20 protein-coding genes are annotated in these 23,484 nt (G+C 55.7%); 7 read left to right on the top strand and 13 right to left on the bottom strand.

Annotated features, from left to right (window positions below; translation table 11 throughout):
• Positions 1–415: 415 nt before the first annotated feature.
• The 5 genes from AUQ43_RS08230 (at position 416) to AUQ43_RS08210 (ending at position 5,290) form a co-directional block, all read left to right on the top strand.
• Positions 416–1,573, top strand: a complete 1,158-nt coding sequence (locus tag AUQ43_RS08230; RefSeq protein ID WP_114129859.1) for a TRAP transporter substrate-binding protein — start codon at positions 416–418, stop codon at positions 1,571–1,573.
• A gap of 100 nt (positions 1,574–1,673) precedes the next feature.
• Positions 1,674–2,246, top strand: a complete 573-nt coding sequence (locus AUQ43_RS08225) for a TRAP transporter small permease subunit (RefSeq protein ID WP_062956029.1) — start codon at positions 1,674–1,676, stop codon at positions 2,244–2,246.
• Between the two features lie 71 nt (positions 2,247–2,317).
• Positions 2,318–3,739, top strand: coding sequence for a TRAP transporter large permease subunit (locus AUQ43_RS08220; protein WP_062955783.1), 1,422 nt, complete (start codon positions 2,318–2,320; stop codon positions 3,737–3,739).
• A gap of 13 nt (positions 3,740–3,752) precedes the next feature.
• Positions 3,753–5,105 carry an amidase gene (locus AUQ43_RS08215; RefSeq protein WP_062955782.1) on the top strand — a complete coding sequence of 451 codons (1,353 nt, stop codon included), beginning with the start codon at positions 3,753–3,755 and terminating at the stop codon, positions 5,103–5,105.
• On the top strand, positions 5,105–5,290 hold the full coding sequence (locus AUQ43_RS08210; RefSeq protein WP_062955781.1) for a hypothetical protein: 186 nt from the start codon (positions 5,105–5,107) through the stop codon (positions 5,288–5,290). Before AUQ43_RS08215 ends, AUQ43_RS08210 begins: the two co-directional genes overlap by 1 nt.
• A 75-nt stretch (positions 5,291–5,365) precedes the next feature.
• On the opposite strand, the gene AUQ43_RS08205 is transcribed toward AUQ43_RS08210, so the two are convergent.
• From AUQ43_RS08205 to AUQ43_RS08165, 9 genes are all read right to left on the bottom strand, one after another.
• Positions 5,366–5,857 (bottom strand): Lrp/AsnC family transcriptional regulator, encoded by a 492-nt coding sequence (locus tag AUQ43_RS08205; protein WP_062955780.1) that lies wholly within the window; start codon positions 5,855–5,857, stop codon positions 5,366–5,368.
• A 2-nt stretch (positions 5,858–5,859) separates the two neighbouring features.
• Entirely contained in the window at positions 5,860–6,858 is a 999-nt protein-coding gene (gene doeB, locus AUQ43_RS08200; RefSeq protein WP_062956028.1) for a N(2)-acetyl-L-2,4-diaminobutanoate deacetylase DoeB, read from the bottom strand.
• 113 nt (positions 6,859–6,971) lie between these two features.
• Positions 6,972–8,153 (bottom strand): ectoine hydrolase DoeA, encoded by a 1,182-nt coding sequence (doeA, locus tag AUQ43_RS08195; RefSeq protein ID WP_062955779.1) that lies wholly within the window; start codon positions 8,151–8,153, stop codon positions 6,972–6,974.
• A gap of 57 nt (positions 8,154–8,210) precedes the next feature.
• A complete protein-coding gene (eutC, locus tag AUQ43_RS08190) occupies positions 8,211–9,203 on the bottom strand; it encodes an ectoine utilization protein EutC (RefSeq protein WP_062955778.1) in 993 nt (330 codons plus the stop codon).
• Between the two features lie 5 nt (positions 9,204–9,208).
• Complete coding sequence (eutB, locus tag AUQ43_RS08185; RefSeq protein WP_062955777.1) at positions 9,209–10,198, bottom strand: hydroxyectoine utilization dehydratase EutB; 990 nt, start codon at positions 10,196–10,198, stop codon at positions 9,209–9,211.
• Positions 10,195–10,998 (bottom strand): Asp/Glu racemase, encoded by an 804-nt coding sequence (locus AUQ43_RS08180; protein WP_062956027.1) that lies wholly within the window; start codon positions 10,996–10,998, stop codon positions 10,195–10,197. The genes eutB and AUQ43_RS08180 overlap by 4 nt, the downstream gene beginning before the upstream one ends.
• Before the next feature lie 106 nt (positions 10,999–11,104).
• Entirely contained in the window at positions 11,105–12,388 is a 1,284-nt protein-coding gene (locus AUQ43_RS08175) for a TRAP transporter large permease (RefSeq protein ID WP_062955776.1), read from the bottom strand.
• A gap of 13 nt (positions 12,389–12,401) precedes the next feature.
• On the bottom strand, positions 12,402–12,986 hold the full coding sequence (locus AUQ43_RS08170) for a TRAP transporter small permease (protein WP_232310631.1): 585 nt from the start codon (positions 12,984–12,986) through the stop codon (positions 12,402–12,404).
• Between the two features lie 153 nt (positions 12,987–13,139).
• Complete coding sequence (locus tag AUQ43_RS08165) at positions 13,140–14,537, bottom strand: PLP-dependent aminotransferase family protein (RefSeq protein ID WP_062955775.1); 1,398 nt, start codon at positions 14,535–14,537, stop codon at positions 13,140–13,142.
• A 481-nt stretch (positions 14,538–15,018) separates the two neighbouring features.
• On the opposite strand from AUQ43_RS08165, the gene dctP reads away from it, so the two are divergent.
• Together dctP and AUQ43_RS08155 are read left to right on the top strand one after the other, a co-directional pair.
• On the top strand, positions 15,019–16,038 hold the full coding sequence (gene dctP, locus AUQ43_RS08160) for a TRAP transporter substrate-binding protein DctP (protein ID WP_062955774.1): 1,020 nt from the start codon (positions 15,019–15,021) through the stop codon (positions 16,036–16,038).
• 212 nt (positions 16,039–16,250) lie between these two features.
• Positions 16,251–16,673, top strand: coding sequence for a hypothetical protein (locus tag AUQ43_RS08155; protein ID WP_147250458.1), 423 nt, complete (start codon positions 16,251–16,253; stop codon positions 16,671–16,673).
• A gap of 118 nt (positions 16,674–16,791) precedes the next feature.
• On the opposite strand, the gene AUQ43_RS08150 is transcribed toward AUQ43_RS08155, so the two are convergent.
• From AUQ43_RS08150 to AUQ43_RS08135, 4 genes are all read right to left on the bottom strand, one after another.
• On the bottom strand, positions 16,792–18,192 hold the full coding sequence (locus AUQ43_RS08150) for an aspartate aminotransferase family protein (RefSeq protein ID WP_062955772.1): 1,401 nt from the start codon (positions 18,190–18,192) through the stop codon (positions 16,792–16,794).
• Between the two features lie 41 nt (positions 18,193–18,233).
• Positions 18,234–19,721, bottom strand: a complete 1,488-nt coding sequence (locus AUQ43_RS08145) for an NAD-dependent succinate-semialdehyde dehydrogenase (protein WP_062955771.1) — start codon at positions 19,719–19,721, stop codon at positions 18,234–18,236.
• Between the two features lie 192 nt (positions 19,722–19,913).
• Positions 19,914–20,159: a hypothetical protein gene (locus AUQ43_RS08140; RefSeq protein ID WP_062955770.1), complete on the bottom strand. Its 246-nt coding sequence runs from the start codon at positions 20,157–20,159 to the stop codon at positions 19,914–19,916.
• A 60-nt stretch (positions 20,160–20,219) separates the two neighbouring features.
• Entirely contained in the window at positions 20,220–23,456 is a 3,237-nt protein-coding gene (locus AUQ43_RS08135) for an ABC transporter transmembrane domain-containing protein (protein ID WP_062955769.1), read from the bottom strand.
• Between the last annotated feature and the right edge of the window lie 28 nt (positions 23,457–23,484).

Below are 23,484 nucleotides of genomic sequence, written 5' to 3'. Positions count from 1 at the left end.
ATTTGATTAGAATGGCAGAGCTTATATTTGTGAAATCCAAGGAAAATGCCGCCAAGCGGGTTGGTATCCCGCTTAAGGGATATGACGCAGGAGTTTGCAAATATAAGCTCTGTCCTTCGGATCACTCAGATTTGCACGGTCTACTTTGTCGCAAAACCTTGAAAGATAAATATCTTCCTGCGGTTTTGCTTCGCGTATCCGCACAAATCTGAGAGACCATTCGAACCAAATTAATAGGTCCTGACCCTAACAATAACAAAATGCGTGCCGTTTTCTTTAGGTCCCGGAACGGGCCAAGCGCATCAAAAACGATCTTGGATATCAAGATCAGGGGCTTTTGAAGGCTGACAGTTACCGTTCGTTTTCCGCCAATGGTTGGCGCGTTGCGACGGTATATCTGGGAGGAAAAATGGAAATGAAAACCAAATCTGAAGACGTGAAGTCCAAGGAAGTATCCCGTCGTTCGTTCCTGACCAAAGGGGCGACTGGCGTGGTTGCTGGGGGTGCTGCTGCGACAGGCATGTTTGCCGCACCGGCTGTGCACGCGCAGCCCGCACCGATGGTTCTTAAAATGCAGACTTCCTGGCCGTCATCCGATATCTGGATGACCTTTGCCCAGCAATATGTTGACCGCGTTGAAGCCATGTCCGGCGGGCGTTTGAAAATCGACCTTCTGCCAGCGGGTGCTGTCGTTGCCGCCTTCCAAGTTCTTGATGGTGTGAATGACGGGGTGATTGATATCGCCCATTCCGTGCCGGTTTACTGGTATGGCAAGAACAAGGCCGCATCGCTGTTTGGCACCGGTCCGGTGTTTGGTGGTTCTGCAACCACCATGCTGAGCTGGTTCTATGCCGGTGGTGGCGAGGAATTCTATCGCGAACTGACCCAGGATGTGATGGGGCTGGACGTGATTGGTCTACTTGGCTTCCCGATGCCTGCCCAGCCGTTCGGCTGGTTCAAGGAGGAAGTCAACAGTGTCGCCGATATCGAAGGCTTCAAATACCGTACTGTGGGCCTTGCCGCAGACCTTCTGCAGTCGATGGGCATGTCGGTCGCACAGCTTCCGGGCGGCGAGATCGTCCCGGCCATGGAACGCGGCGTGATTGATGCGTTCGAATTCAACAACCCGTCTTCTGACATGCGCTTTGGCGCACAGGATGTTGCGAAGAACTACTATCTGTCTTCGTACCATCAGGCTTCGGAAAGCTTCGAGTTCCTGTTCAACCGTTCCTTGATGGAAGACCTTGAACCGGATCTGCAGGCGATCCTGCGTCACGCGGTCGAGGCGGCTTCGACGTCGAACACGGCACTGGCGATGGATAACTATTCCTCGGATCTGCAGAAATTGCAGGACGAGGGCGTTGAAGTGCACCGGACCTCGAAAGAGATTCTGGCCGCACAGCTTGAAGCCTGGGACAAACTGATCCCGACGCTTGAAGAAGATCCGTTCATGAAACGTGTTCTTGATAGCCAGCGTGCCTGGGTTGAACGTGTGACATTCTATGAACTGATGAACTCACCTGATTATCAGCTCGCATATGATCACTACTTCCCGGGCAAACTGAAACTCTGATCCCCGGTTCGGGTTTTTCAGTGTTTCGATGATCCTGACTGCTCCGTTGGCCTGATTGCTTGGCTGGCGGGGCAGTCAATACGCGAACGGACAGGATTTCATGATTGGATTTATTGAATTCGCGGACAAGCTTTCGGCCTGGTTTGGCAAGGCGTTTGGCTGGCTGATTATCCTTATGACGCTTGGCATGAGTTATGAGGTGGCGTCGCGATACCTATTTAACGCGCCAACCACATGGTCGCTTGATGTGTCGTTTATCATGTATGGCACGCTGTTCATGATGGGTGGGGCCTATACCCTTTCGCGTGGCGGGCATGTCCGTGGCGACTTCCTTTATCGCCTGTGGTCGCCCAGAACCCAGGCCAAGGTGGATCTGGTTCTTTATATCTTTTTCTTCTTCCCGGGTGTGACCGCCCTGATTCTTTCGGGCTGGAAATATGCCGCCCGATCGTGGGGCTATGGGGAAGTGAGCGTGAACAGCCCGGCGGGTGTTCCGATCTTTCAATTCAAGGCGGTGATTGTCGCAGCCGGTATTCTTCTGTTCATCCAGGGCATCGCGCAGGTGATGCGCTGCATTTTGTGTATCCGTGAAGGGTACTGGCGCAATGCAGATGATGACGTTGAGGAAACCGAAGAACTGCTGATGAAACAGCGCGTGGCCAAGGAAGACTGATCTGATGACGATCACGATCGACATGACCCCCGTGCCATACGCGATACACGCCCCCGAACGGAGCAGCCAAAGTGATTGACGCACATGTCGCCCTGATGATGCTGGGCATCTTTATTTTACTGGTATTTCTTGGTTTCCCGGTTGCCTTCACGCTGATGGCGCTGGGGATCGGGTTTGGCTATTACGCCTATTTCGATGCAGGCCGCATGTGGCGGTCCTTTAACCGCTTGGCCGAGGACAGCGAGACCCTGACCTCGGTGATAACGTGGTTTGAAGGGGCGTTTAACAACCGAATATTCGATCTGTTCATCAACCAGACATACACGGTGATGTCGAACGAAGTTCTGACCGCCGTGCCGTTGTTCCTGTTTATGGGCTATATCGTTGAACGCGCCAATATCGTGAACCGGCTGTTCTCGACGCTTAATATTGCCGCGCGCAACATTCCGGGATCGCTTGGTGTTGCCGCCCTGATTACCTGTGCGCTGTTTGCAACCGCGACCGGGATTGTCGGCGCGGTGGTAACACTTATGGGGATGCTGGCCCTGCCAGCCATGCTCAAGGCGCGCTATAACAAAAGCTTTGCATCGGGCATCATTTGTGCGGGCGGGACGCTTGGCATTCTGATCCCGCCATCGATCATGCTGATTGTGTATGCGGCGGCCTCGGGTGTTTCGATCGTGCGGCTTTATGCCGGGGCATTGTTGCCCGGTCTGACCCTTGTCGGGCTGTATCTTTTGTATGTCATGGGCCGTGCAATGCTGCAGCCCAAAGCGGCCCCGCGCCCGACCTCTGATGAAGTGCCAGAAGTTCCGCTGCCAAAAGTTCTCTGGATGCTGGCGACCTCGTTCTTCCCGCTGGCCTTCCTGATCCTGTCGGTTTTGGGCTCGATCCTGTTTGGACTGGCAACGCCGACAGAGGCGGCCTCGATCGGTGCGCTTGGCGGGATGATCCTGGCGGCAGCCTATCGGGCGCTGACCTTTGATCGCCTGCGTGAATCGGTTTATCTGACGGTGCGTACATCGGCGATGGTGTGCTGGTTGTTTGTCGGGTCCTATACCTTCTCCTCGGTGTTCTCGTACCTTGGTGGGGAACATGTGATTGCCGAGTTTGTCGGGGGTCTTGACCTGACACCGCTTCAGTTCCTGTTGCTTGCACAGTTGATCATCTTCCTGCTGGGCTGGCCGCTGGAATGGTCGGAGATCATTATCATCTTCGTGCCGATCTTCCTGCCGCTGCTGCCGCTGTTTGATATTGATCCGCTGTTCTTTGGCATCCTGGTGGCGTTGAACCTGCAGACATCTTTCCTGACCCCGCCCATGGCCATGTCGGCCTATTACCTCAAGGGGGTGGCGCCACAGGGGATATTGCTGACCGATATCTTCAAGGGGATCATGCCATTCCTGTTTATGGTCATTGTCAGCATGGTTCTGATGTACAGCTTCCCGCAAATCGTGTTCCATTTGCCTGATCTGTTCTATGGCGCACGCTAAGGGGGCGAATGTAATGAGTGATATCAACCCGCTACTGACACTTGATGTTGTCGAACTGCGCGACCGCCTTGCCAGCGGGGCGGTGCGCGCGGTTGAATATGTCGAAGCCTGCCTTGCCCGTATTGCTGAGGTCGAGCCACAGGTTCAGGCATGGGCCTGGCTTGACAGTGATCATGCGATCACACAGGCCCGCGCCCTTGATGCCCGCCGGCAATCAGGCGCACCGATCGGGCCGTTGCATGGTCTGCCGGTGGGTCTGAAAGACGTTATCGATACGGCAAAGATACCGACCGAAAACGGGACCGTCCTTGACAAGGGGCGCGTGCCCGAAGAGGACGCGGTGCTGGTATCGCGCCTGAAGGCGGCAGGCGCGATCATCATGGGCAAGACGGTTTCAACCGAGCTTGCCTTTATGCATCCGTCCAAAACGCGAAACCCGCACAACCCGGATCATACACCGGGTGGATCATCGGCCGGGTCGGCTGCGGCGGTGGCAGCAGCCATGGTGCCGCTTGCGGTGGGAACCCAAACCGGTGGGTCGGTCATCCGGCCGGCATCGTTCTGTGGCGTGGTCGGTTTCAAGCCGACGTTTGGCGCAATCGCGCGCACCGGGGTTCTCAGCCAAAGCCCGACCCTTGATACGATCGGGGTGTTTGCCAATTCGATCAACGGGGCGGCGATGGTGGCGGAAAGCCTGTTTGGCTTTGACGCAGGCGACCGGGCAACCGTGCCATCCCCGACACCGCGGCTTCTCGATGTTGCCACAAGCGATCCGCTGGTCACGCCGATGTTTGCCTTTGTCCGCCCGCCACAATTTGACGAGGTCGCCGACGCGGAGACCGTCGCGGCATTTGGCGAAATTACCGGCATGCTCGGCGATCAGTGTTTCGAGGCCCCGTTGCCAAGGGCATTTGACGACGCAAACGCACTGCGTGCGCGGATCAATTTTGCCGAGATGGCCAAGGATTACTACAGCTATGAAAAGCGGGGCCGTGATCAGCTTTCGCCGGAAATTCGCGAGGCCATCGACAAGGGCAATGACGTCAAGGCACGCGACTATCTGGCGGCACTTGACTGGCGCAAGGTGCTGAATGCCGGGCTGGATGAAGTTTTCAAACGGTGTGACGTGATCATTACGCCCGCGGCACCCGGACCGGCACCCGCCAACTTGCAGACGACGGGCAATCCGATCTTTAACGGGCTCTGGACATTTTGTGGCACACCGGCGGTGACCATTCCGCTTCTGTGGTCGCAAGGCGGGATGCCGATGGGTATTCAGCTTGTGGGGCGGGTTGGCGATGATGCGCGTTTGATGCGCACCGCAAACTGGTTGAAATCACATCTTAGCAGTCAGGAGAACGCATAATGGAAAACAGTCTTTTGAACCGTGCCATGGGCCTTCTGGCTTTTGTCGTTCTTATCGGATTTGTCGGCATTCTTGTGGGGTACGTGACCCGCTGGGACCTTGCGGTCATGGTCGCGATTACAGTGGGGCTTGCCGGGTGGGATATCTGGCATGTCGCCATGGGCCACAAGGAAGACACACACTGATCCAAAAGGGAGCAACCCTTGCGGATGCAAGCCAACTTGCGGGGCAGGATGTATTCCTGCCCCGATTTTTGTAGGTTATTTGCGTTCCGGCGGGGCGACAAGGTTTTCGATGGGCGGTACCGGTGTGGTTTTGACCTTTTTGGTGACGATATAGGTAAAATACCGGTCAATGCCGATATTGGACACCAGCAGGCCATCAATCATGCGCTGATAGGCATCAACGTCATAACAGAGCACCTTGAGCATGTAGTCCACCCCGCCGCCCAGTGCATAGCATTCGACGATTTCGGGGATGTCCTGGACGGCGCGTTCAAAAATCTGGAAATCATCATGCTGATGATGACGCAGCGTGACTTCGGTCAGAACCAGCGTCGGCTTGACCAGCTTTTCCAGATTAAGGTGGGCGTGATACCCCGAAATGACACCGAGATCCTCAAGCCGTTTCAGGCGTTCCCAGCAGGGGCTGGGCGAAAGGTTCACCGCCTCGGCCAGTTTGACCTTGGTGATGCGCCCTTCGCGTTGCAGGGTTTTAAGGATTTTCAGATCCAGCTCATCAAGCCTGATCATGGTCAGAGTACCTCGGCAATCACAATCAGGCAGTCCCCCGTTTTGATCAGGCCCTGGAAGTGACGGCATGAAACAATGCCTGCGCGCGGGGCGTAATATTCGCGCGGCGGGGTGCCTGTGCGTTCAACGTCATAGATGCGTGCAATCAGGTCGCCCTTTTCGATCCGGTCCCCCAGATCAACGCAGGGCTCATACAGGCCGCTGGCATTGGATGCGACAAAGCAATCGTCATCTGGCATATCAAGCATGACCGTCCCGGTCGGGGATGTTTCGAGCTCGCCCTTGAGGATACCGGCATGAATAAGGATATTGCGGACACCGCGATCTGCAATTGCCACACGTTCTGCAGTGGTTGAGCCGCCGCCGCCCAGTTCGGTGGTGACAAAGGTTTTGCCAGCTTCCTCGACGACGGTATCAAACATGCCAACGGCATCGAGTTCGAGCATCATCATCGAATAGGGGGCGCCAAAGGCCTTCATGGCGGCAACGCAACGTGCTTCCTGTTCCTTGTCTGGCAGGACGTGAACGGCCGCGAACGGAATGAAATCAAGCGTTTTGCCGCCCGAATGCATATCGAGAACGATGTCGGCTTCTGGCACAAGATAGCGGAAAACGTAATCGGCGATCTTTTGGGTCACCGTACCATCGGGCTTGCCCGGGAAGGACCGGTTCATATTGCCCGCATCAATCGGGGATGTCCGCGAGGCACTGCGAAATGCGGGATAGTTCATGGCAGGCAGAATAATCACGCGGCCATTGATTTCACCAGCGGACAGGGATTCTGCCAGTTTGAACAGCGACACCAGACCTTCATATTCGTCGCCATGGTTGCCACCGGTCAAAAGGGCGGTGGGGCCATTGCCATTGCGGACCACGGTGATCGGGATCATCACAGCGCCCCACGCGGAATCATCACGCGAATAGGGCAGCTTCAAAAAGCCGTGGTGAATGCCATCCTGATCAAGCGGGATCGTCGGGCTGATGGGTGATGGTTTTGTCATGGTCGTATCCTTAAAAAGCCTGACGTCGCGACCGTCGTCATCAGGCTGTGGCATCTGGGACCGCACACCAGGACCCGCGCAAATGTCGCGATGTCATGGCGTGCGGTTGCGGATCAGTTTTTGACAAACAGCTGTCGCGGATAGCTGGTCAGGGTTTTTGACCCGGTTTCGGTAATCATCATGCTTTCGGTGATCTCGATGCCCCAGTCATCAAACCAAAGGCCCGGCATGAAGTGGAACGTCATGCCCGGTTCAAGAACCGTGCGGTCACCGGGACGCAGGCTCATGGTGCGTTCGCCCCAATCGGGCGGATAAGAAAGCCCGATCGGATAGCCACAACGGCTGTCTTTTTCGATGCCGAATTTCTGCAAGACCCCAAAGAAGGCAATGGCGATGTCTTCGCAGACATTGCCCGGTTTGGCGGCTTCAAGCCCTGCCTGAAGGCCTTCGATCAGGGCACTTTCGGCATCCAGGAACCGTTGATCGGGATCGCCAAGGTAAACCGTGCGTGACAGCGGTGCATGATAGCGACGATAGCAACCGGCGATCTCAAAGAACGTGCCGGCATTGGCCGGAATGGGTTTTTCATCCCAGGTCAGGTGGGGTGCGCTGGCATCCTGCCCCGACGGCAGAAGCGGCACGATGGCAGGATAATCCCCGCCAATTCCGTCGATGCCCGCGATGCCGGTACGGAAGATTTCCGCCACCAGTTCGTTCTTTTTCATGCCCGGTTCGACGATTTCAAAAATGCGTTCATGCATGTTTTCGACGATGCGGGCCGCCTGACGCATATAAAAGATTTCGGTCTCGGACTTTACCGCACGCTGCCAGTTCACCAGTGCGGTGGCATCGGAAAACTTGGCGTTTGGCAGATGGGTCTGAAGCTGCAAGAAAGCCTTGGCAGAGAAATAGTAGTTATCCATTTCCACGCCAATGCGACGCGATGCCCAGCAGCGATGTTCAATCACCTCGGCAAGATAGTCCATCGGGTGGTGCGTGGTCGATTGCACATAGTAGTCCGCATACGGGATGATGCGGTCATGGGGCATATAGACCGTGCGTTTTGCACCGTTGGCATCCTGCGAACGCCCGAACCAGACCGGGTCGTCTTCAATTGGAACCAGCACACATTGATGGACATAAAAGGACCAGCCGTCATAGCCGGTCAGCCAGGCCATGTTTGACGGATCGGTCACGATCAGAAGATCGATGCCCTTTTCCACCATGGCTTTTTTGGTTTTCTCCAGGCGTTCGGCGTATTCCTCACGCGTGAAATTCAATTCTACCTGGCTCATCGCAGGCCTCCAGATAAAGGCGGGGTTTCAGCTACCTGACCCATTTTCCTTTTGTTGTTACGAATTAATCTCGACCCCTGCACCGGCTGCATCACAGCGGTGACGGGCGAGGGTGGCGATCGCGGTGTCCTGAACACCGGTTCCGGTCAAATCACAGACCGTAATCTGACCTGCAGATGTTCTGCCGGTCAAGGATTTGGCAATGATCTGGCCGAGTTCTGGCAATGTCGCGTCTGAGGGCACGGTGCCGGCATCAATGGCGTGGTGCAGTTCGCCAAGGATACGCGTTTGTGCCTGACTGTCGCTGACATAAAGGTCGGCCTGCCCGATCAGGGCAGGATCAATTTCGTTTTTATGTTCGGCATCCGACCCCATGGCGGTCACATGCGTACCGGGTCTGACCCAATCGGCCATCAGAACCGGTTCGCGCGCAGGCGTCGTGGTGACGATGATATCCGCGGTGTTTGCGGCGTCCTTGCCATCCGCGGTGGCCGTGACCGGAATACCCAGTTCAAGGGATGCCTTTTTCGCGCAGGTTTCGGCCTTGGCAAGGTCGCGGGCCCAAATGGTGGCCGAACTGATATCGCGTACCAGTGTCAGTGCCTTTAGCTGAAGGCGCGCCTGAACACCCGCACCATAAATGGTGGCATGTTTGGCATCTTCACGGGCGAGATGTTTGGCGGCCACACCGCCTGCGGCAGCGGTTCGCACATCGGTCAGATAGCCGTTATCAAGCAAGACGGCCTCCAAAAGGCCGGTCCTGGATGAAAACAGGTTCATCAAACCATTAACCGATGGCAGGCCGAGCTTGGGATTGTCAAAGAAGCCGGGGCTGATTTTGATGGCGAAGCTATCAATACCCGGCACATAGGCGGTTTTGACATCGACTTCGCCATTATATTCATCAATATCCAGACGCAGGATCGGCGGCATGCGGACGTCCTGCGTGGCAAGGGCGTTAAATGCGCCTTCGACGCAATCAATGGCATCCATGTCCAGATCAATGACCTTGCGCAGGTCTGTTTCGGTCAGAATTCTGATCGTGGGCATTTGAGTTACTCCGCCATCAGGTCGACGTCTTCGCCGCCGACAATTCGTTTGTGTAGATCCATGTCGATATTGCAGCCCGTCGTCAGGACCACCGTACGACCGGGATTATCGACCAAACCGGCACGCAGGGCCGCAATGCCAACGGCACCGGCACCTTCGATTACCTGTTGATCATCAAGATAGGCGGCCCGGATGCCATCCGCGATCTGGGCTTCGTTGACCAGGACGAAGTCGTCGGTCAGATCGCCACACATATCGAACGTGTACTGGTTGTTGTCACCAATGCCACCACCAAGGCTATCTGCCAGTGTCGGGAGTTCCTTGACCGCGGTTGGCTTGCCTTCCTGAAGGCTTGTGATCATCGCACAGCCACGTTCCATGGTGATACCGACAACCCTGATCATCGGATTGACCGATTTGGCGACCAGCGCGACACCGGCCAGCAACCCGCCCCCCGACAAAGGCACCAACAAGGTATCCACGTCGGGTAGAGCTTCGATGATTTCAAGACCAAGTGTGCCTTGCCCGGCAATGACATCCGCATGGTCAAATGGCGGCAGCATGATCATGCCTTCGTCTTTGACCAGCCGGTCGACTTCCTGCTGGGCTTCGTCCTGTGATTGTCCGATGATGCGGACTTCGGCCCCCTGGGCGCGGATCCCGTCGACCTTGTTCTGCGGGACGAGTTCGGACATGCAGATCACGGATCGCACCCCGGCATTGCGCGCCGCATAGGCCAGTGCCCGGCCATAGTTGCCGGTAGATACACCAACGACACCTTTTGCCTTGTCTGCATCGCTCAGGCGCAAGACAGCATTGGCGGCACCGCGCAGCTTGAAGCTGCCGGTATATTGTTGCTGTTCACATTTAAGCCAGACCGGGCTGCCGATATGATCGGTCAATGCGGCAGACGGGCGCAAAGGGGTGTGGATCACATGATCCGAGATGGTTTTTCGGGCAGAAAGAACATCAGCAAATGTGATGGGGTCTTTCATGGGACCTCGACTTTACTGGTTGGTTGCGGGGCCTGATCAAACAGGGTTCCGAACCCTGTGATCGGTTTTTTGTATTCAATCAGGTTCAATGCGTGCCAGACCAAAGCCTGATTGCTGGTGATGACCGGTTTTTCAAGCAGGCGTTCGGCTTCGGCGATGATTTCGGCTGACCGGATGGCGGTGCAGGAAATGAACACCGCATCGGCATCGGGTGTGTTGACCTTGAGCGCGCCTTCCAGAATGGCTTTGGGCGGCAGCGCAGTCATGTCGAAATCATTATCAAGGCCAAAGCCCATCACACGCGTGACGTCAAAGCCCTTGTCGGCAAAGCCATCCGCGACCGATTGTGTCACATCGGGAAGATACGGGGTCAGGATGGCAATTTTTTGTGCTCCGACCGCGCGAAGGGCAAGCTCACTTGCCAGAAGCGGATTGGTGACTTTGGTTCCCGGCATGCCCTGATTGATCAGGGCGGCGATCTTGTCCGACCCGGTGACAGCCGTGCCGGATGTGCAGCCGAAAATGGCGACATCAACGCCATAACCCGGCAACAGGGTCTTGGCGGCACGCGGCAAATCCTTGGCCATGGCCTGCAGATTTTCGACCGTGACCGGGTTGGCGTTTTCAATACGGGTCGTGAACAGGCGCAAATCATCGGGCAGGATGGCGCGCAGGTCATCCTCGCTGTTGAAATCTGTTGCCAGTGTGATCAGGCCGACCCGCCCTGCCGGTCCAACCGGTTCGGGCGAGTACAGCAGATCTACCGGCTCTGGCGTGACCGCACGCGATACGGACATCATCCTGAACTCCACAAGGCGGATGGTCCTGATATGTATCAGGACCATCCCGTTTTCAAATTTTCAAAAGTGCTTCCGGCAAATCCGGAATTTGCAGGCCAGAACCCGATCAGCGGAAGGCAAGTTCTGGCAGGAACAGTGCAATCTGCGGAACGAAGATCAAAATCACCGCTGCAAGCAGCAGCATGAAGATGAAGGGCGGCGTTCCACTTATGACCTCTGCATAAGGTCGCCTGAAGATTGCTATGGCTGTAAAGATGTCACACCCGAACGGGGGCGTGGCAGAGCCAATGGCGACCTGCAGGGTGACCAGTGTGCCGACAAGAACCGGGTCCAGCCCCGCCGCATTGACGAGCGGCATGAAGATTGGCGTCAGTACCAGAATGACAACAATCGGGTCAACGAACATGCAGCCGATGAAGAAGGCAACACAGATCGCAGCCAGAATGATGTACGGATTGGCACCTTCAAGCCCCAATGCGCCGATCACATGTTGCGGGATCTGGGCAAAGGAAATCACGAACGAGAATGTCGTGCCCGCACCCACCAGAATGAACACAACTGCGGTGATCAAGCCGGTTGAACGCGCAATCGCCAGCAGTTCAGACCATTTCACCGACTTGAAGATCAGCACTTCAAGGATAATGGCATAGACAACGGCAACGGCCGCGACCTCGGTCGGGCTGACCCAACCCAGATAGATGCCGCCCACGATCAGAACCGGGAACATGATCGCCGGACCAGCATTGATCACGGCCTTGCCGCGTTCGGCCCAGGTCATGCGCGGGATGGTCGGGATATTGTTCTTTTTGGCGTAGTACATGCAGTACAGCGAGAACATGATCAGAATGAGAATGCCCGGACCAATACCGGCCAGGAACAGTTCACCGATCGAAACTTTGCCAACCACACCAAACACGATCATGCCGATCGATGGCGGGATCAGAAACGCAATGTCACTGGCATTGATGATCAGCGCCATGGCGAACTTGTCTTCGTACCCGGCCTTGAGCATCTTGGGACGCAGCGGACCGCCCATGGCAACCACGGTGGCCTGTGTCGACCCCGATACGGCACCGAACATGGTGCAGCCAAGGGCCGTGGTCACCGCAAGGCCGCCGCGCACATGACCGACAAAGGTCATGGCAAGGTCAATCAGCCGGTTGGCCGTATGCCCCTTTGTCACGATATCGGCGGCAAAGATAAACATCGGCACCGCGATCAGGGCGACCGGTGATATGCCCGTGACCATCTGCTGAATCAGGATGCGTTCGGGAATGGGCATGTAAAACATGAAGGCAACGACGCTGGCCGTTGCAAGCGGCACCATCATGGGGAAGCCAAGGACCAGAAGGACCAGCATCACCAGAAGGATTGAAGTACCTAAATCCATTTTCTGTTCCCCCTTACAGATGATGCTCGTCGGCGTCGTCAAACTTATCCTCGACCTGATAGGACAGGTGCGTCCCGGGCTTGAGGATATTGGTCAACGCGGCCAAGACAAACTGGATACCGGTTACACAAAGACCAAACGGTACGATCAGTACGGTCAGGTAATACGGGATGCGCAATGCCGGGGTTAACCGGTTCGATGTGATCAACGAGGAAACATAATCAAGCGAATACCACGCCAGAAGGAACAGCAGGCTGGCCGTTCCGAGCGTGATGATGATCATCATGACCTTGCTGGCGCGCGGGCCGAGCATGTCGGTAAAGGCAGACATGCGAATGTGCCGTCCCATGCGGGCGGCCTCGCTGATGCCGACAAAGGTGACAAGAATGATCAGAAACTGATTGAGCTCTTCGGAAAAGAAGATGCTCGAATTAAAGCCCAGGCGCATGATCACGTTGGCAACGGTATTCACCGCCATGATCACGATGCTCCATCCGAGAAGCTGTCGCTCGACAAACGACAAGCCGTGATCAAGCTTTCTCAGAATACCCAACGCCCCGCCGCTCGGAGCGGGGGCCTCCCCGTTTGAACCTGACATAGAACCTCCTTGGTGCGCGTGCGAGACATTATTGCAAAACGTGCTTTGTGGCTGTTGGTTCCCCCCACACGGGTTGTCTTCTGCTTCACGCCAATCGTGTCAGAATAAAAACGCTTTGTGATGGTTCAATCAGATTTTTGTCATGAGACAAAATCAATACATGACATCGAAGGCATGAACGCCCGGCATTTGATCCATGGTATGGCGAATTTGGATCAGGGCGTGCTGTGCGGTTGGTGTATCGGGGGCGCCGCCAAGGCAGATGCGCATGGCGTTTGGTCGCGGCACCTTGACTGTCATGAACGGGTCGGAAATTGTGACCGCAACCCCGTTTTTGCGCAGTTCAGAGGCAAACCATTCCTCTTGCCAATGTTCGGGGATGCGGACCCAGGCGCTTAATGAGGTCGGGTGGTGGCGGACGACGGCGTCACCCAGAATTTCGGCCACCAGTGCCTGACGTTCACGCATCAGGGCGCGCTGGACGGTAACCGCCTGATCGATGGTACCATCGGCAATCCAGCGTGCGCCGATCTCGGCCATCAACGGAGTCCCCATCCAGCCGGTGACACGCAAAACGCTGCTGGCGCGAATCGACAAATGTGCAGGTACCGTCAAAAAGCCGGTGCGAAGGCCGGGCATGACAACCTTGGTCAGGCTTGAAACATGGAAGCCGAGCTTGGGCAGAAAGCTTGTGATCGGCGGCAGGTTTTCTTCAAGCAGCGGGCGATAAACATCATCTTCGATGACGTAAACACCATAATGTTCAGCGATTTCGGCGATGCGTTTGCGGCGTTCAACCCCCATCAGACAATTGGTCGGGTTGGTAAAGATCGGGGTCACGACAAGGGCCCGGACCTGACGGGTGCGGCATTCCCGCTCGAAAGCATCGGGCAGGATGCCCTCGTCATCGGTTGGCAAGGCACCGAGTTTAAAGCGCAGGATGCTGGCCGATCCGATAACACCATGATCCGTCAGGCTTTCGGTCAGGACGACATCATCGGGCTGAATGACGGTGGAAAGGGCGGTAAACACCCCTTGCGCGGCGCCGTTGGTGATCAGAAGGTTGGGGATGTCGACATCAACGCCCATCCCTGAAAGCCAGGTGCGGCCGATCTCGCGGTGGTATTCGAACCCGGCCACCGGACGGCAGCTTTCCATCCAGCTCTGGTTGGTTTCTTCGGCCAGTTTTGCATGCATCTGACGCGACAGATCATTGTGAAAGTCGGTATAGGCCGCGCGGACGATGGAAAGATCAATCAGGTCGGGCTGGCGGCTATCAAGGATGAAGGATGATGCCCGGTCGGTAAGGCGGGCCTGAACGAAGGTTCCGCGTCTGCGTTCGGATCGCAGATAGCCCTGGCGTTCGACTTCCTTGTAGGCCGCACTTACTGTCTGGACGCTGACTTTCAGGCGATATGCCAGCTCGCGATGGGTTGGCATTCGCACATCATGGCGAAGCCTGCCAGATTCAATATCTGTAATGATCGCTTCGACGAGTGTCTTGTATTTCGGACCTGTTTCGCCACTTAGGTCGATTTCAGGTAACCACATGATTTTATTTCCACCCCTGATGTTTAGGGTCAGAACCTACTATTTTGGTTGGAATGGTCGCTCAGATTTGTGCGGATACGCGGAGCGAAACCGCCGGAAGATCAACATCTTGCAAGGTTTTGCGACAAAGTAGGTCGTGCAAATCTGAACGATCCAGAGGACAGGGCTTATAATTGCAAACTCCCGCGTCAAATCCCTTGAGCGGGGTGCCAACCCGCTCAGCGGGGTTTTCCTCGGACTTCACAAGTATAAGCGCTGCCATTCAAATCAAATTAGTAGGTTCTGACCCTTTGACCCTAACATGACCAACAGGGGTTTGTGTAGGCGTTGAAGTTAATTTGTCATGAGACAAAACTAGCATTGACCTGATGCAGGAACATTTCAACACTTTGCGCGTTCATGACAGTGATGTTCTAACCAAACGCCCCGATTCCGGGCTTCAGGCCGGTCGTTGTGCGTATATAACACGGGAGACTTCGATATGAGTTTGAACAAACTCCTTAAAGCGACCCTTTCTGCTGCTGCGCTGTTTGCAGTAGCCGGGACCGCTGCCCACGCCGAGGAATGGAAATTCGCCCACGAAGAAAGCCCGGGTGATGTTCAGGACCTGTATGCACAGGAATTCAAGCGCCTGGTCGAGGAAAAGACCGATGGCGACGTTAACGTGACCATCTACACCTATGGCCAGCTGGGCACCGAGAACGACATTACCGAGCTGACCGCAGCCGGTGCTGTCCAGTTCTCCAACGCGTCCCCTGGTCACCTTGGTACCTTTGTTCCGGAAATCCAGGTCTTTGGTGTTCCCTACCTGCTGTCGCAGGATAACGAGGTGAACAAGAAGGTCCTGTCATCCAGCCCGACCATTTACGAAGGCCTGTCCAAGGACTTCGAGTCCAAGGGCTTGAAGCTTTACACCATGTACCCGGAAGGCGAGATGGTCTGGACCACCAAGAAACCGGTCGAAGAGCCGGCTGATTTCGATGGTGTCAAGTTCCGCGTGATGACCTCGCCGATCCTGATCGAAACCTACAAGTCGTTTGGTTCCGATCCGGTTGCCCTTCCGTGGGGTGAAGTTTATTCCGGTCTTCAAACCAGCGTGATTGACGCGCAGGTTAACCCGATCTTCTTCGTTGAAAGTGCTAAATTCTACGAAGTGACCGACTATCTGATCTATGCCGGTCAGCAGCAGTACACCACCACCGTGGTATCCAATGCGGCGTTCTATGAAGGTCTGTCCGATGAACGCAAAGAGATGCTGGCTGAAGTGAAGGCCGAACTGGACGACTTCATCTATGACGCCCAGAAAAAGGCAAATGACGAGGCACTGGCCCGCATCAAGGAAGCCAAGCCGGAAATCGAAGTCATCCGCCTGAATGAAGAACAGCGCGAAGTCTTCAAGGAAGCTTCCAAAGGCATTGGCGCAAGCCTTGTCGAGGAAGTCGGTGGCGATACCGAAGAAGTTCTGAATTCGCTGCGTGAAGAGTTCGGCACTGAAATGTAATCAGTATTTCCCGGCGTAACGGGATTTCACAAAACCCCCGCAGGCGATGCTTGCGGGGGTTTTTGTTTGTGTCGCGCCCAGTGGCCTTACGTTCGGAAATCATCCGTATTTACATCCCTGTGGTGCTCACAACATCAAGCCTCCCGCGTCTGATGCGTGCCCTGTCCGAGGATCGGACTGAGGTGATGAAACTGACGTGAAAGGATTTGGCTGTGAATATGTTCAACCTGCTTTTGGGTGTTCGCGACGTTCTCTTCCCGGCGATTATGTTTGGGTTGATGTTGCTTGGCTCGGTTGTGACCTCGCCAAAGGCTGAAGTTCGCAATCCCAATGGTGTACCGATATCTAAAACCGAACTGGCCGAGAAATCGCCGGACGCGGCAGCGGTTACCGTACAAGATGCGCTGAGCAATTCTGACAATGACGACATCGTTGCCGGGGTCAGCAACCCGGATTCTGCGCCGTATTTGAACCTGTCTGGTTCTGACAGCGCAGGTTCGATCTGGTGGCCCGCCAAAGGTGGTGGAAATGCCGAAATCAAACTTCAAATCCGCAATGCATCGGGCAGCGTGACGGGCAATTGTACGGTCTCGTCAAAAAAAGGCACCGGTGGCAAGTTTGAGACCACCTGCTGACCGGCGGGCCTTTTGCGTGCTCACATAAAAACAGGGGCCGGCATGGGTCCGGCCCCTGTGGGCCGCCGCGTCGGGAAGAAGGTATGACGCGGCGGGTATTTTTTGATGTCAGGTTGGCTTACTTGCCAGCAGCAACTTCGTCAGCAACCGCATCAACAGCCTGCTTGGCGATGTCGATGACTTTGTCGACTTCGGCTTTGGTGATGCAAAGCGGCGGTGCAAAGCCAAGGATGTCACCGTGCGGCATGGCACGTGCAATCATGCCACGCTCAAGGCAGGCAGCCGAAACGCGCGGACCGATTTTCGCATTCGGATCGAAGCGTTCCTTCTTGGTTTTGTCTGCGACAAACTCCAGCGCGGCCATCAGACCAACGCCACGGGCTTCGCCAACCAGCGGGTGGTTGTCAAAGGTTTCATGCATGCGCTGCTGGAAGTAGCCACCGGTTTCCGCCGAGTTGCCCGTCAGGTTTTCACCATCGACGATATCCAGGTTTGCGTTGGCCGCAGCCGCGCAGACCGGATGGGCGGAATAGGTCCAGCCATGGCCGATCGGACCCATCTGATCGGAACCCTGTTCAAGAACTTTCCAGACGCGTTCGCCAATGATCACACCCGACAGCGGCAGGTAGCCCGATGAGACGCCCTTGGCAATCGTGATCAGGTCCGGCTTGATGCCATAATGCAAGGAGCCGAAATAGGACCCGGTACGGCCAAAGGCGGTCACGACTTCGTCGGCAACCAGCAGAACATCATACTTGTTCAGAACAGCCTGGATGGCTTCCCAATAGCCGTCCGGCGGGGTGATGATGCCGCCTGTGCCCATGACCGGCTCGCCGATGAAGGCCGCAACGGTTTCCGGACCTTCGCGCAGGATCATTTTTTCCAGATCATCGGCACAACGTTTGGCAAATTCTGCTTCGGTTTCGCCTGCCTCTGCATTCCAGTAATGGTGCGGGCAGGTGGTGTGCAGAATGGGTGCACGCGGAAGATCAAATGCATTGTGGAAGGCAGCAAGGCCGGTCAGGCTGCCGGTCATGATGCCCGAGCCATGATAGCCACGCCAACGCGAGATGATTTTCTTCTTCTGCGGCAGGCCGCGGATGTTGTTGTAGTACCAGATCAGCTTGATGTTGGTTTCGTTCGCATCCGAACCGGACATGCCGTAATAGACGCGCTGCATGCCTTCGGGCGCGCTTTTGATAATACGGTCCGACAGACGGATGACCGGCTCGTTCCCGTGTCCGACATAGGTGTGGTAATAGGCCAGTTCCTTTGCCTGCGCATAGATCGCATCGGCAATTTCGGTGCGGCCGTAACCAACGTTTACACAATACAGACCGGCGAACGCATCAAGGCTTTCGCGGCCTTCGGTGTCGTGGATATAGATGCCCTTGCCGCCATTGATGATGCGGTTGGGGGTTTCACCCGCTGCGTGCTGACGCATGTGGGTCGAGGGGTGCATGAAATGCGCCCGATCCATTTCCTGCAGATCAGCAGTGGTGTTTTTGATGACATTCATTTTACTTCTCCCATGTGAATGCGTTGATGCCCGTGCGCGCGTTACGATTTGTAGGCAGCGCAGACGTATTTCAGTTCGGTAAATTCTTCGAGGCCATGGCGCGAACCTTCGCGACCGAGGCCGGATTGCTTGACGCCGCCAAACGGAACCGGCGCGCCGGTGATCTTGACGCAGTTCAGCGCAACCATGCCGTATTCCAGCGCGTTCGAAACGCGTGCAGCGCGGTCGTGGTCACTGGTCATCAGATAGGCGGCAAGGCCATATTCGCTGTCATTGGCCTTGGCGATGACTTCTTCTTCTGACTCAAACGCCATGACCGGAGCAACCGGGCCGAATGTTTCTTCGCGATAGATCTTCATCTCGTCGGTGACATCGGCAAGCAGTGTCGGGGCATAGAAAAGCCCGCCCATCTTCTTGCCACCTGTCAGGACGCGTGCGCCTTTGATGCGGGCGTCTGTGACGTGGTCTTCGCATTTGGCAACGGCGCGGTCATGCATCAGCGGACCGATTTCGACATATTCCTCGATGCCATTGCCGACCCGCAATTCTGCGATGGCCTTGGCATATTTATCAAGGAAGTCGTCATAGATGCCTTGCTGAACGAAGATGCGGTTGGCCGCCAGGCAATCCTGACCACTGGTGGCGAATTTGGCATTCACCGCATGGGCAACGGCCTCCTCGAGATCGACGTCATCAAAGACGATGAACGGCGCATGACCACCCAGTTCCATCGACATTTTCTTGACCGTCTGTGCGCCCTGAGACAGCAGGAGACGGCCAACCTCGGTCGAGCCGGTAAAGGACAGCGCGCGGACATCGTGATGGCCGCAAAGCTCGCCCACCACCGGGTTCGGGTCACCGGTTACGATATTAAACACGCCGGCCGGGATGCCAGCACGTTCGGCCAGTTCAGCCAGTGCGGTGGCCGAGAACGGTGTTTCGGTTGCCGGACGTACGATCATGGTGCAACCGGCTGCCAGGGCCGCGGCGGCCTTGCGCGTGATCATCGCGCACGGGAAGTTCCACGGCGTGACTGCGGCGGTAACACCAATCGGTTCGCGTTTGATCGACATGTTGCGACCAGGCAGGTGGGATGTGACGTTTTCGACATTCACCCGTTTGGCTTCTTCGGCATAAAATTCGACGAAGCTTGCAGCGTAATCGATCTCGCCGCGTGCCTCGTTGATTGGCTTGCCCTGCTCGAGGGTCATCAGAAGGGCCAGATCTTCCTTGTTTTCAATCAGAAGATCATGCCAGCGCCGCAATGCAGAAGAACGTTCCTGTGGCAGAAGGGCTGCCCAGGCCGGGAAAGCTTCCTTGGCGCTCGCAATAGCCTTGCGGGTTTCCAAAACGCCCATGTTCGGAACCGTGCCGATGAAGCTGCCATCGAACGGGTTGGTGACTTCGATCACCTGAAGATTATCAGCCGAACACCAGCGGCCATCAATGTAGGCATGTTCGCGCAGCAAACGCAGATCGGAAAGCTGGCTGAGCGATACGCAGCGTTGTTCCTTTGATTGTGCCGTCATGGTTGGCCTCCTTCCGTTGGGGCGACTGTGGCTTGGCGCGGTTTGCGCGAAGCGTGTCATTGAACTGAAAGGAAGGTATCAACAGGCGGTCAGAGGAGGTGACCGAACTCCATGCCATTTAATGCGTTTTTTTTGGCACGAGGTGGCAAAATCGGAATGTTTTTTCTGCCAGAGGTCAAAAAGCGCAGAAAATCAATCTTCTGAGCGATCTATATATTTCCGCATTTCGCGCTTCTGGCGACGTTTTTCGATGACGGTGCGGATGATGATGACTGTGAAAAACAAGACCACCACACTGGTCGTCATCGGGAAGGCGACCGGGATGCCGATGACAAAGACAATCGCGCCCACGACACTTCCGCCGACAAGGGCGATGAAGCCACCCAGAATGACAATGGCAAGCAGTCCAGCAAGCAGGATAGAGGCGATCTTGTTCATGGGACGCAATTCATAAAAGTCGGTTCAAACAAGGCAGGAATGACAGGTAGCGTTGCCCCGTCATTCCTTGTTGTTGCTGTTGTTGTTGCGGTTGGTCAGCTGTTTGGTGGTTTGATCAAGGCGTTCGGCCAGTACGCGGATCAACTGGTTGGAGACAGCCTGGTCCTGTCGGACGAGGCCAAGGAATTCGGCCTTGTCGAGTTTCAGAACCGTCATGTCCTCGACCGCACGGATCGTGGCAGAGCGCGGCGCGTCAACCAACAGGGCGATTTCACCAATGACTTCCTTGGGATGGACATCACGCAGTTTCAGGGTCTGGTGTTCATCGGTGGTCAACCAGATTTCACCACGCCCGGAAATGACGATAAAGGCTGCATCGCCCGGATCCCCCTGTTTGACGAGAACCTCGCCATGTTTGAAGGTCAGGCGCGGACTGGTAAAGGCCAGCAGCTTGACGACGCTGGGATCGAGACCGGCAAACAGCGGTATGGTGCGCAGCAACCTGACTTCCTGATCGATGTCGCCACTTGCCAGTGCTGCGGCATCGTCTTCGGCGTCTTCGGTGGTTGTTTCAGTGGCGTCCGCAATGTTCCGGCGTTTGACCAGTTTGCCGTTCGACATGTGCAGCAGTGTGTCGAACTTTTCACCGGCATGATCGTCATCATCAACCCAGATCAGACTGGTATGGTCGGTTTCGCCGGTAAGGTAGTTGATGATGCTTTCGCGGGTTTCGCGATCCAGGGCAGAAAGGCCTTCGTCGACCACCAGAAGATCCGGGTTCTTGATCAATGCCCGGACAAGGGCGATTTTCTGACGCAATGTCTGGGACATGCGGCTGCCACCAACCCCGACCTGACTTTCAAGGCCAAGTGACACCAATCCTTCGTAAAGGCCGCCTTCGTGGGCGATTTCAAACAGGACTTCGCCAACACGTTCTTCGGAATTTGCACGGCCATAGGCGAAGCGACCAAACAGCAAGTTATCCAGGATCGGTGCGGCTGATGCATAGCCATCCGCCTCGAAGAAGTCGATATAGCCAGCCAGTTCGTCAGGCAGGTTGGCGCGGACTTTGGGCCGGGCCTGCAGGACAAGCTCACGGAAACCATCATCGATCACGCGCAGGCGGTGGCGGGCCGGTGTCAGATGCATGGCGACATCAAGAAGATGCAGTTGGTCTTCCTTGCGCATGTCATCAACAGCCACGCCATCGGTCCGGCGCAGGATGTTTTTGACTTCGGGAATTTCATCGGCCGAGACAAAGCTGTAACGGTCAAAGAACTCATGGCCGGGTGGCAGGCCGGTAAACAGTTCGATCATCAGATCAAGGGTTTCACGCCCCATCTTGACCATTTTGTCGTAAAGGCCGTTTTCGCGAAGGCTTCTCTGGATATAGGGATGCGACAGGAAGTCAAAGCGCTTGAACTCGGTGCGCGATGGCGTCCCGAACATGATGTTCACGCCAACGGGCGCGTTGTCATTGTACTTTTCAAAGTCATAGGGTTCTACAAGGTCGGACAATTGCCGTTCGGCCAAAATTTCCTTGAGCCTTGGCCGAACTGCCAGAACCGATTCGACCAGTTGCGGGCGTTCTTCCGGGGTGATCCGGCGGGAAAGACCGATGCGGTAGATGTCACGATCAAGACCGACAACCTCCAGCAGGCGCATCAGTTCCTTTTGCAGTTCGTCACGCGATGCAAAGCCCGGCCCAACATAATCAATCCACTCGGCGGACGGATCATAGGGGATGTTGCCCGACATCTTGATCTCGTCATACATCTCGCGGGTCAGTTTCCACGGCAGTTCGGCGGGATCGGAAAGTTCGATCACATCAACAAACTTGGGATCGGGGAAGGATTTTTTCGCATCAGGCGTCGCGTTGGTCGTGGCGACGGCATTTTCCTTTTTGGCATCTTTTGGGGCAGGGTTGTCGTTATCCTGTTGCAGCAGGACCGGACGGTGTTTCAGGCCATAGAAAAGGTTGTCTGAAATGGTGCCATTAAACAGATAGGCATCCGCCCCGACATAGGCCAGCCGTTGTCCAACGATTGCCGCAGGTAGTTTTGTGGCATCGACATCGGCAAACTGGATGCGTCCGCCGCTGGGATCAAGGATACGCGCCAGAAGTCTTGCGAGTTGCGATTTGCCGCTGTCTGACGAGCCGATCAAAAGCGCCTTGCCGGGAAGCGGCATGTTAAAGGACACATTTTCAACCACCCGCGTTCCGTCATCATCGGTCCAGGACAGCGCGCTGACATCCAGCGGGCCGCCAAGCGGTTCGGATGTTTGGGCGTCAAGCTGATGTTCGGGACCCAAATCGTTGAGTTCGAACTGTTCGTGAAGCTGTTCGTATTTGATCCGTGCGTCGGCAAGGCGCTGATAGTAAGCCAGAAGTTCCTTCCACGGCGCAGACATGTCCTTGTAGGCGGCAAGAGCTGCGACCAGTGCACCGAAGCTCAGATCACCGGTAATCACCAGATAGCCGCCGATGGAGTAGAAGAAGAACGGCGTGATCTGGGCGATGAAGTTGTTGAGGAACTTGATGAAGAACTTTCGGTAATAGATTTCCTTGCGGATTTCGAAAATTCGACCCAGACGCTGGGTGAAATGGGTCAGTTCAAAACCCTGTGTTTCGTTGGCGCGGATATCGGTCGCGCCGCCAACGGTCTCGCCGATATGTTCGGACATGCGGCGCACGTTCTGCACGCGCTGTTTACCCAGCAGATTGACGCGTTTTTGCAGTTTCGGGATCAGGTAGCCCTGCAGCGGATAGAACGCGACTGCCGCCAACCCCATTAACGGGTCCTGAATAAAGATAAAGGCAGAAATCGTGATCAGGATGCCGCCCTGATAAAGCGGCAGAGAAATCGCCTCGCCGAAGAAACCGCCAAGCGGTTCGGCTTCGGCGGTGATCATGGAAACAATTTCGCCCTGACTGGTTTTGCGGAAATGCGGTACCGGAAACCGCAAGACACGATCAAACAACAGATAGCGCAGGCGCCGCAACAGCCGTTCGGCCATTACCCCGCGATAGACGTTGATGAAATACTTGAACCCGCCATTGACGAAGACAAGGGCCAGAAAAACCCCTGAAAGGGCGAACAGGTATTCGATCTGGGTCAGGTCAACGCCCATAAGGTCATAAGGCGCACCGGCACCACCGATGGCTTCGTTGACAATCTGTTTGGGCAGATCGAGCGAGTAATACAGGAACGGGAAAGAGGCCAGCGTGATCACTGTCAGAATGATCTGCTGGAGGCGGCTATGACGCCATATATAGGCAAAAACCGATTTTGGCATTCGCACGTCCCGTTTTGTGAATCTGGAA

This window comes from Thalassospira sp. MCCC 1A01148, assembly GCF_001613795.1.
GTDB lineage: Bacteria > Pseudomonadota > Alphaproteobacteria > Rhodospirillales > Thalassospiraceae > Thalassospira.
The sequence above is the reverse complement of the archived record's forward strand: the minus strand, read 5'-3'. Positions and strand labels throughout refer to the sequence as shown.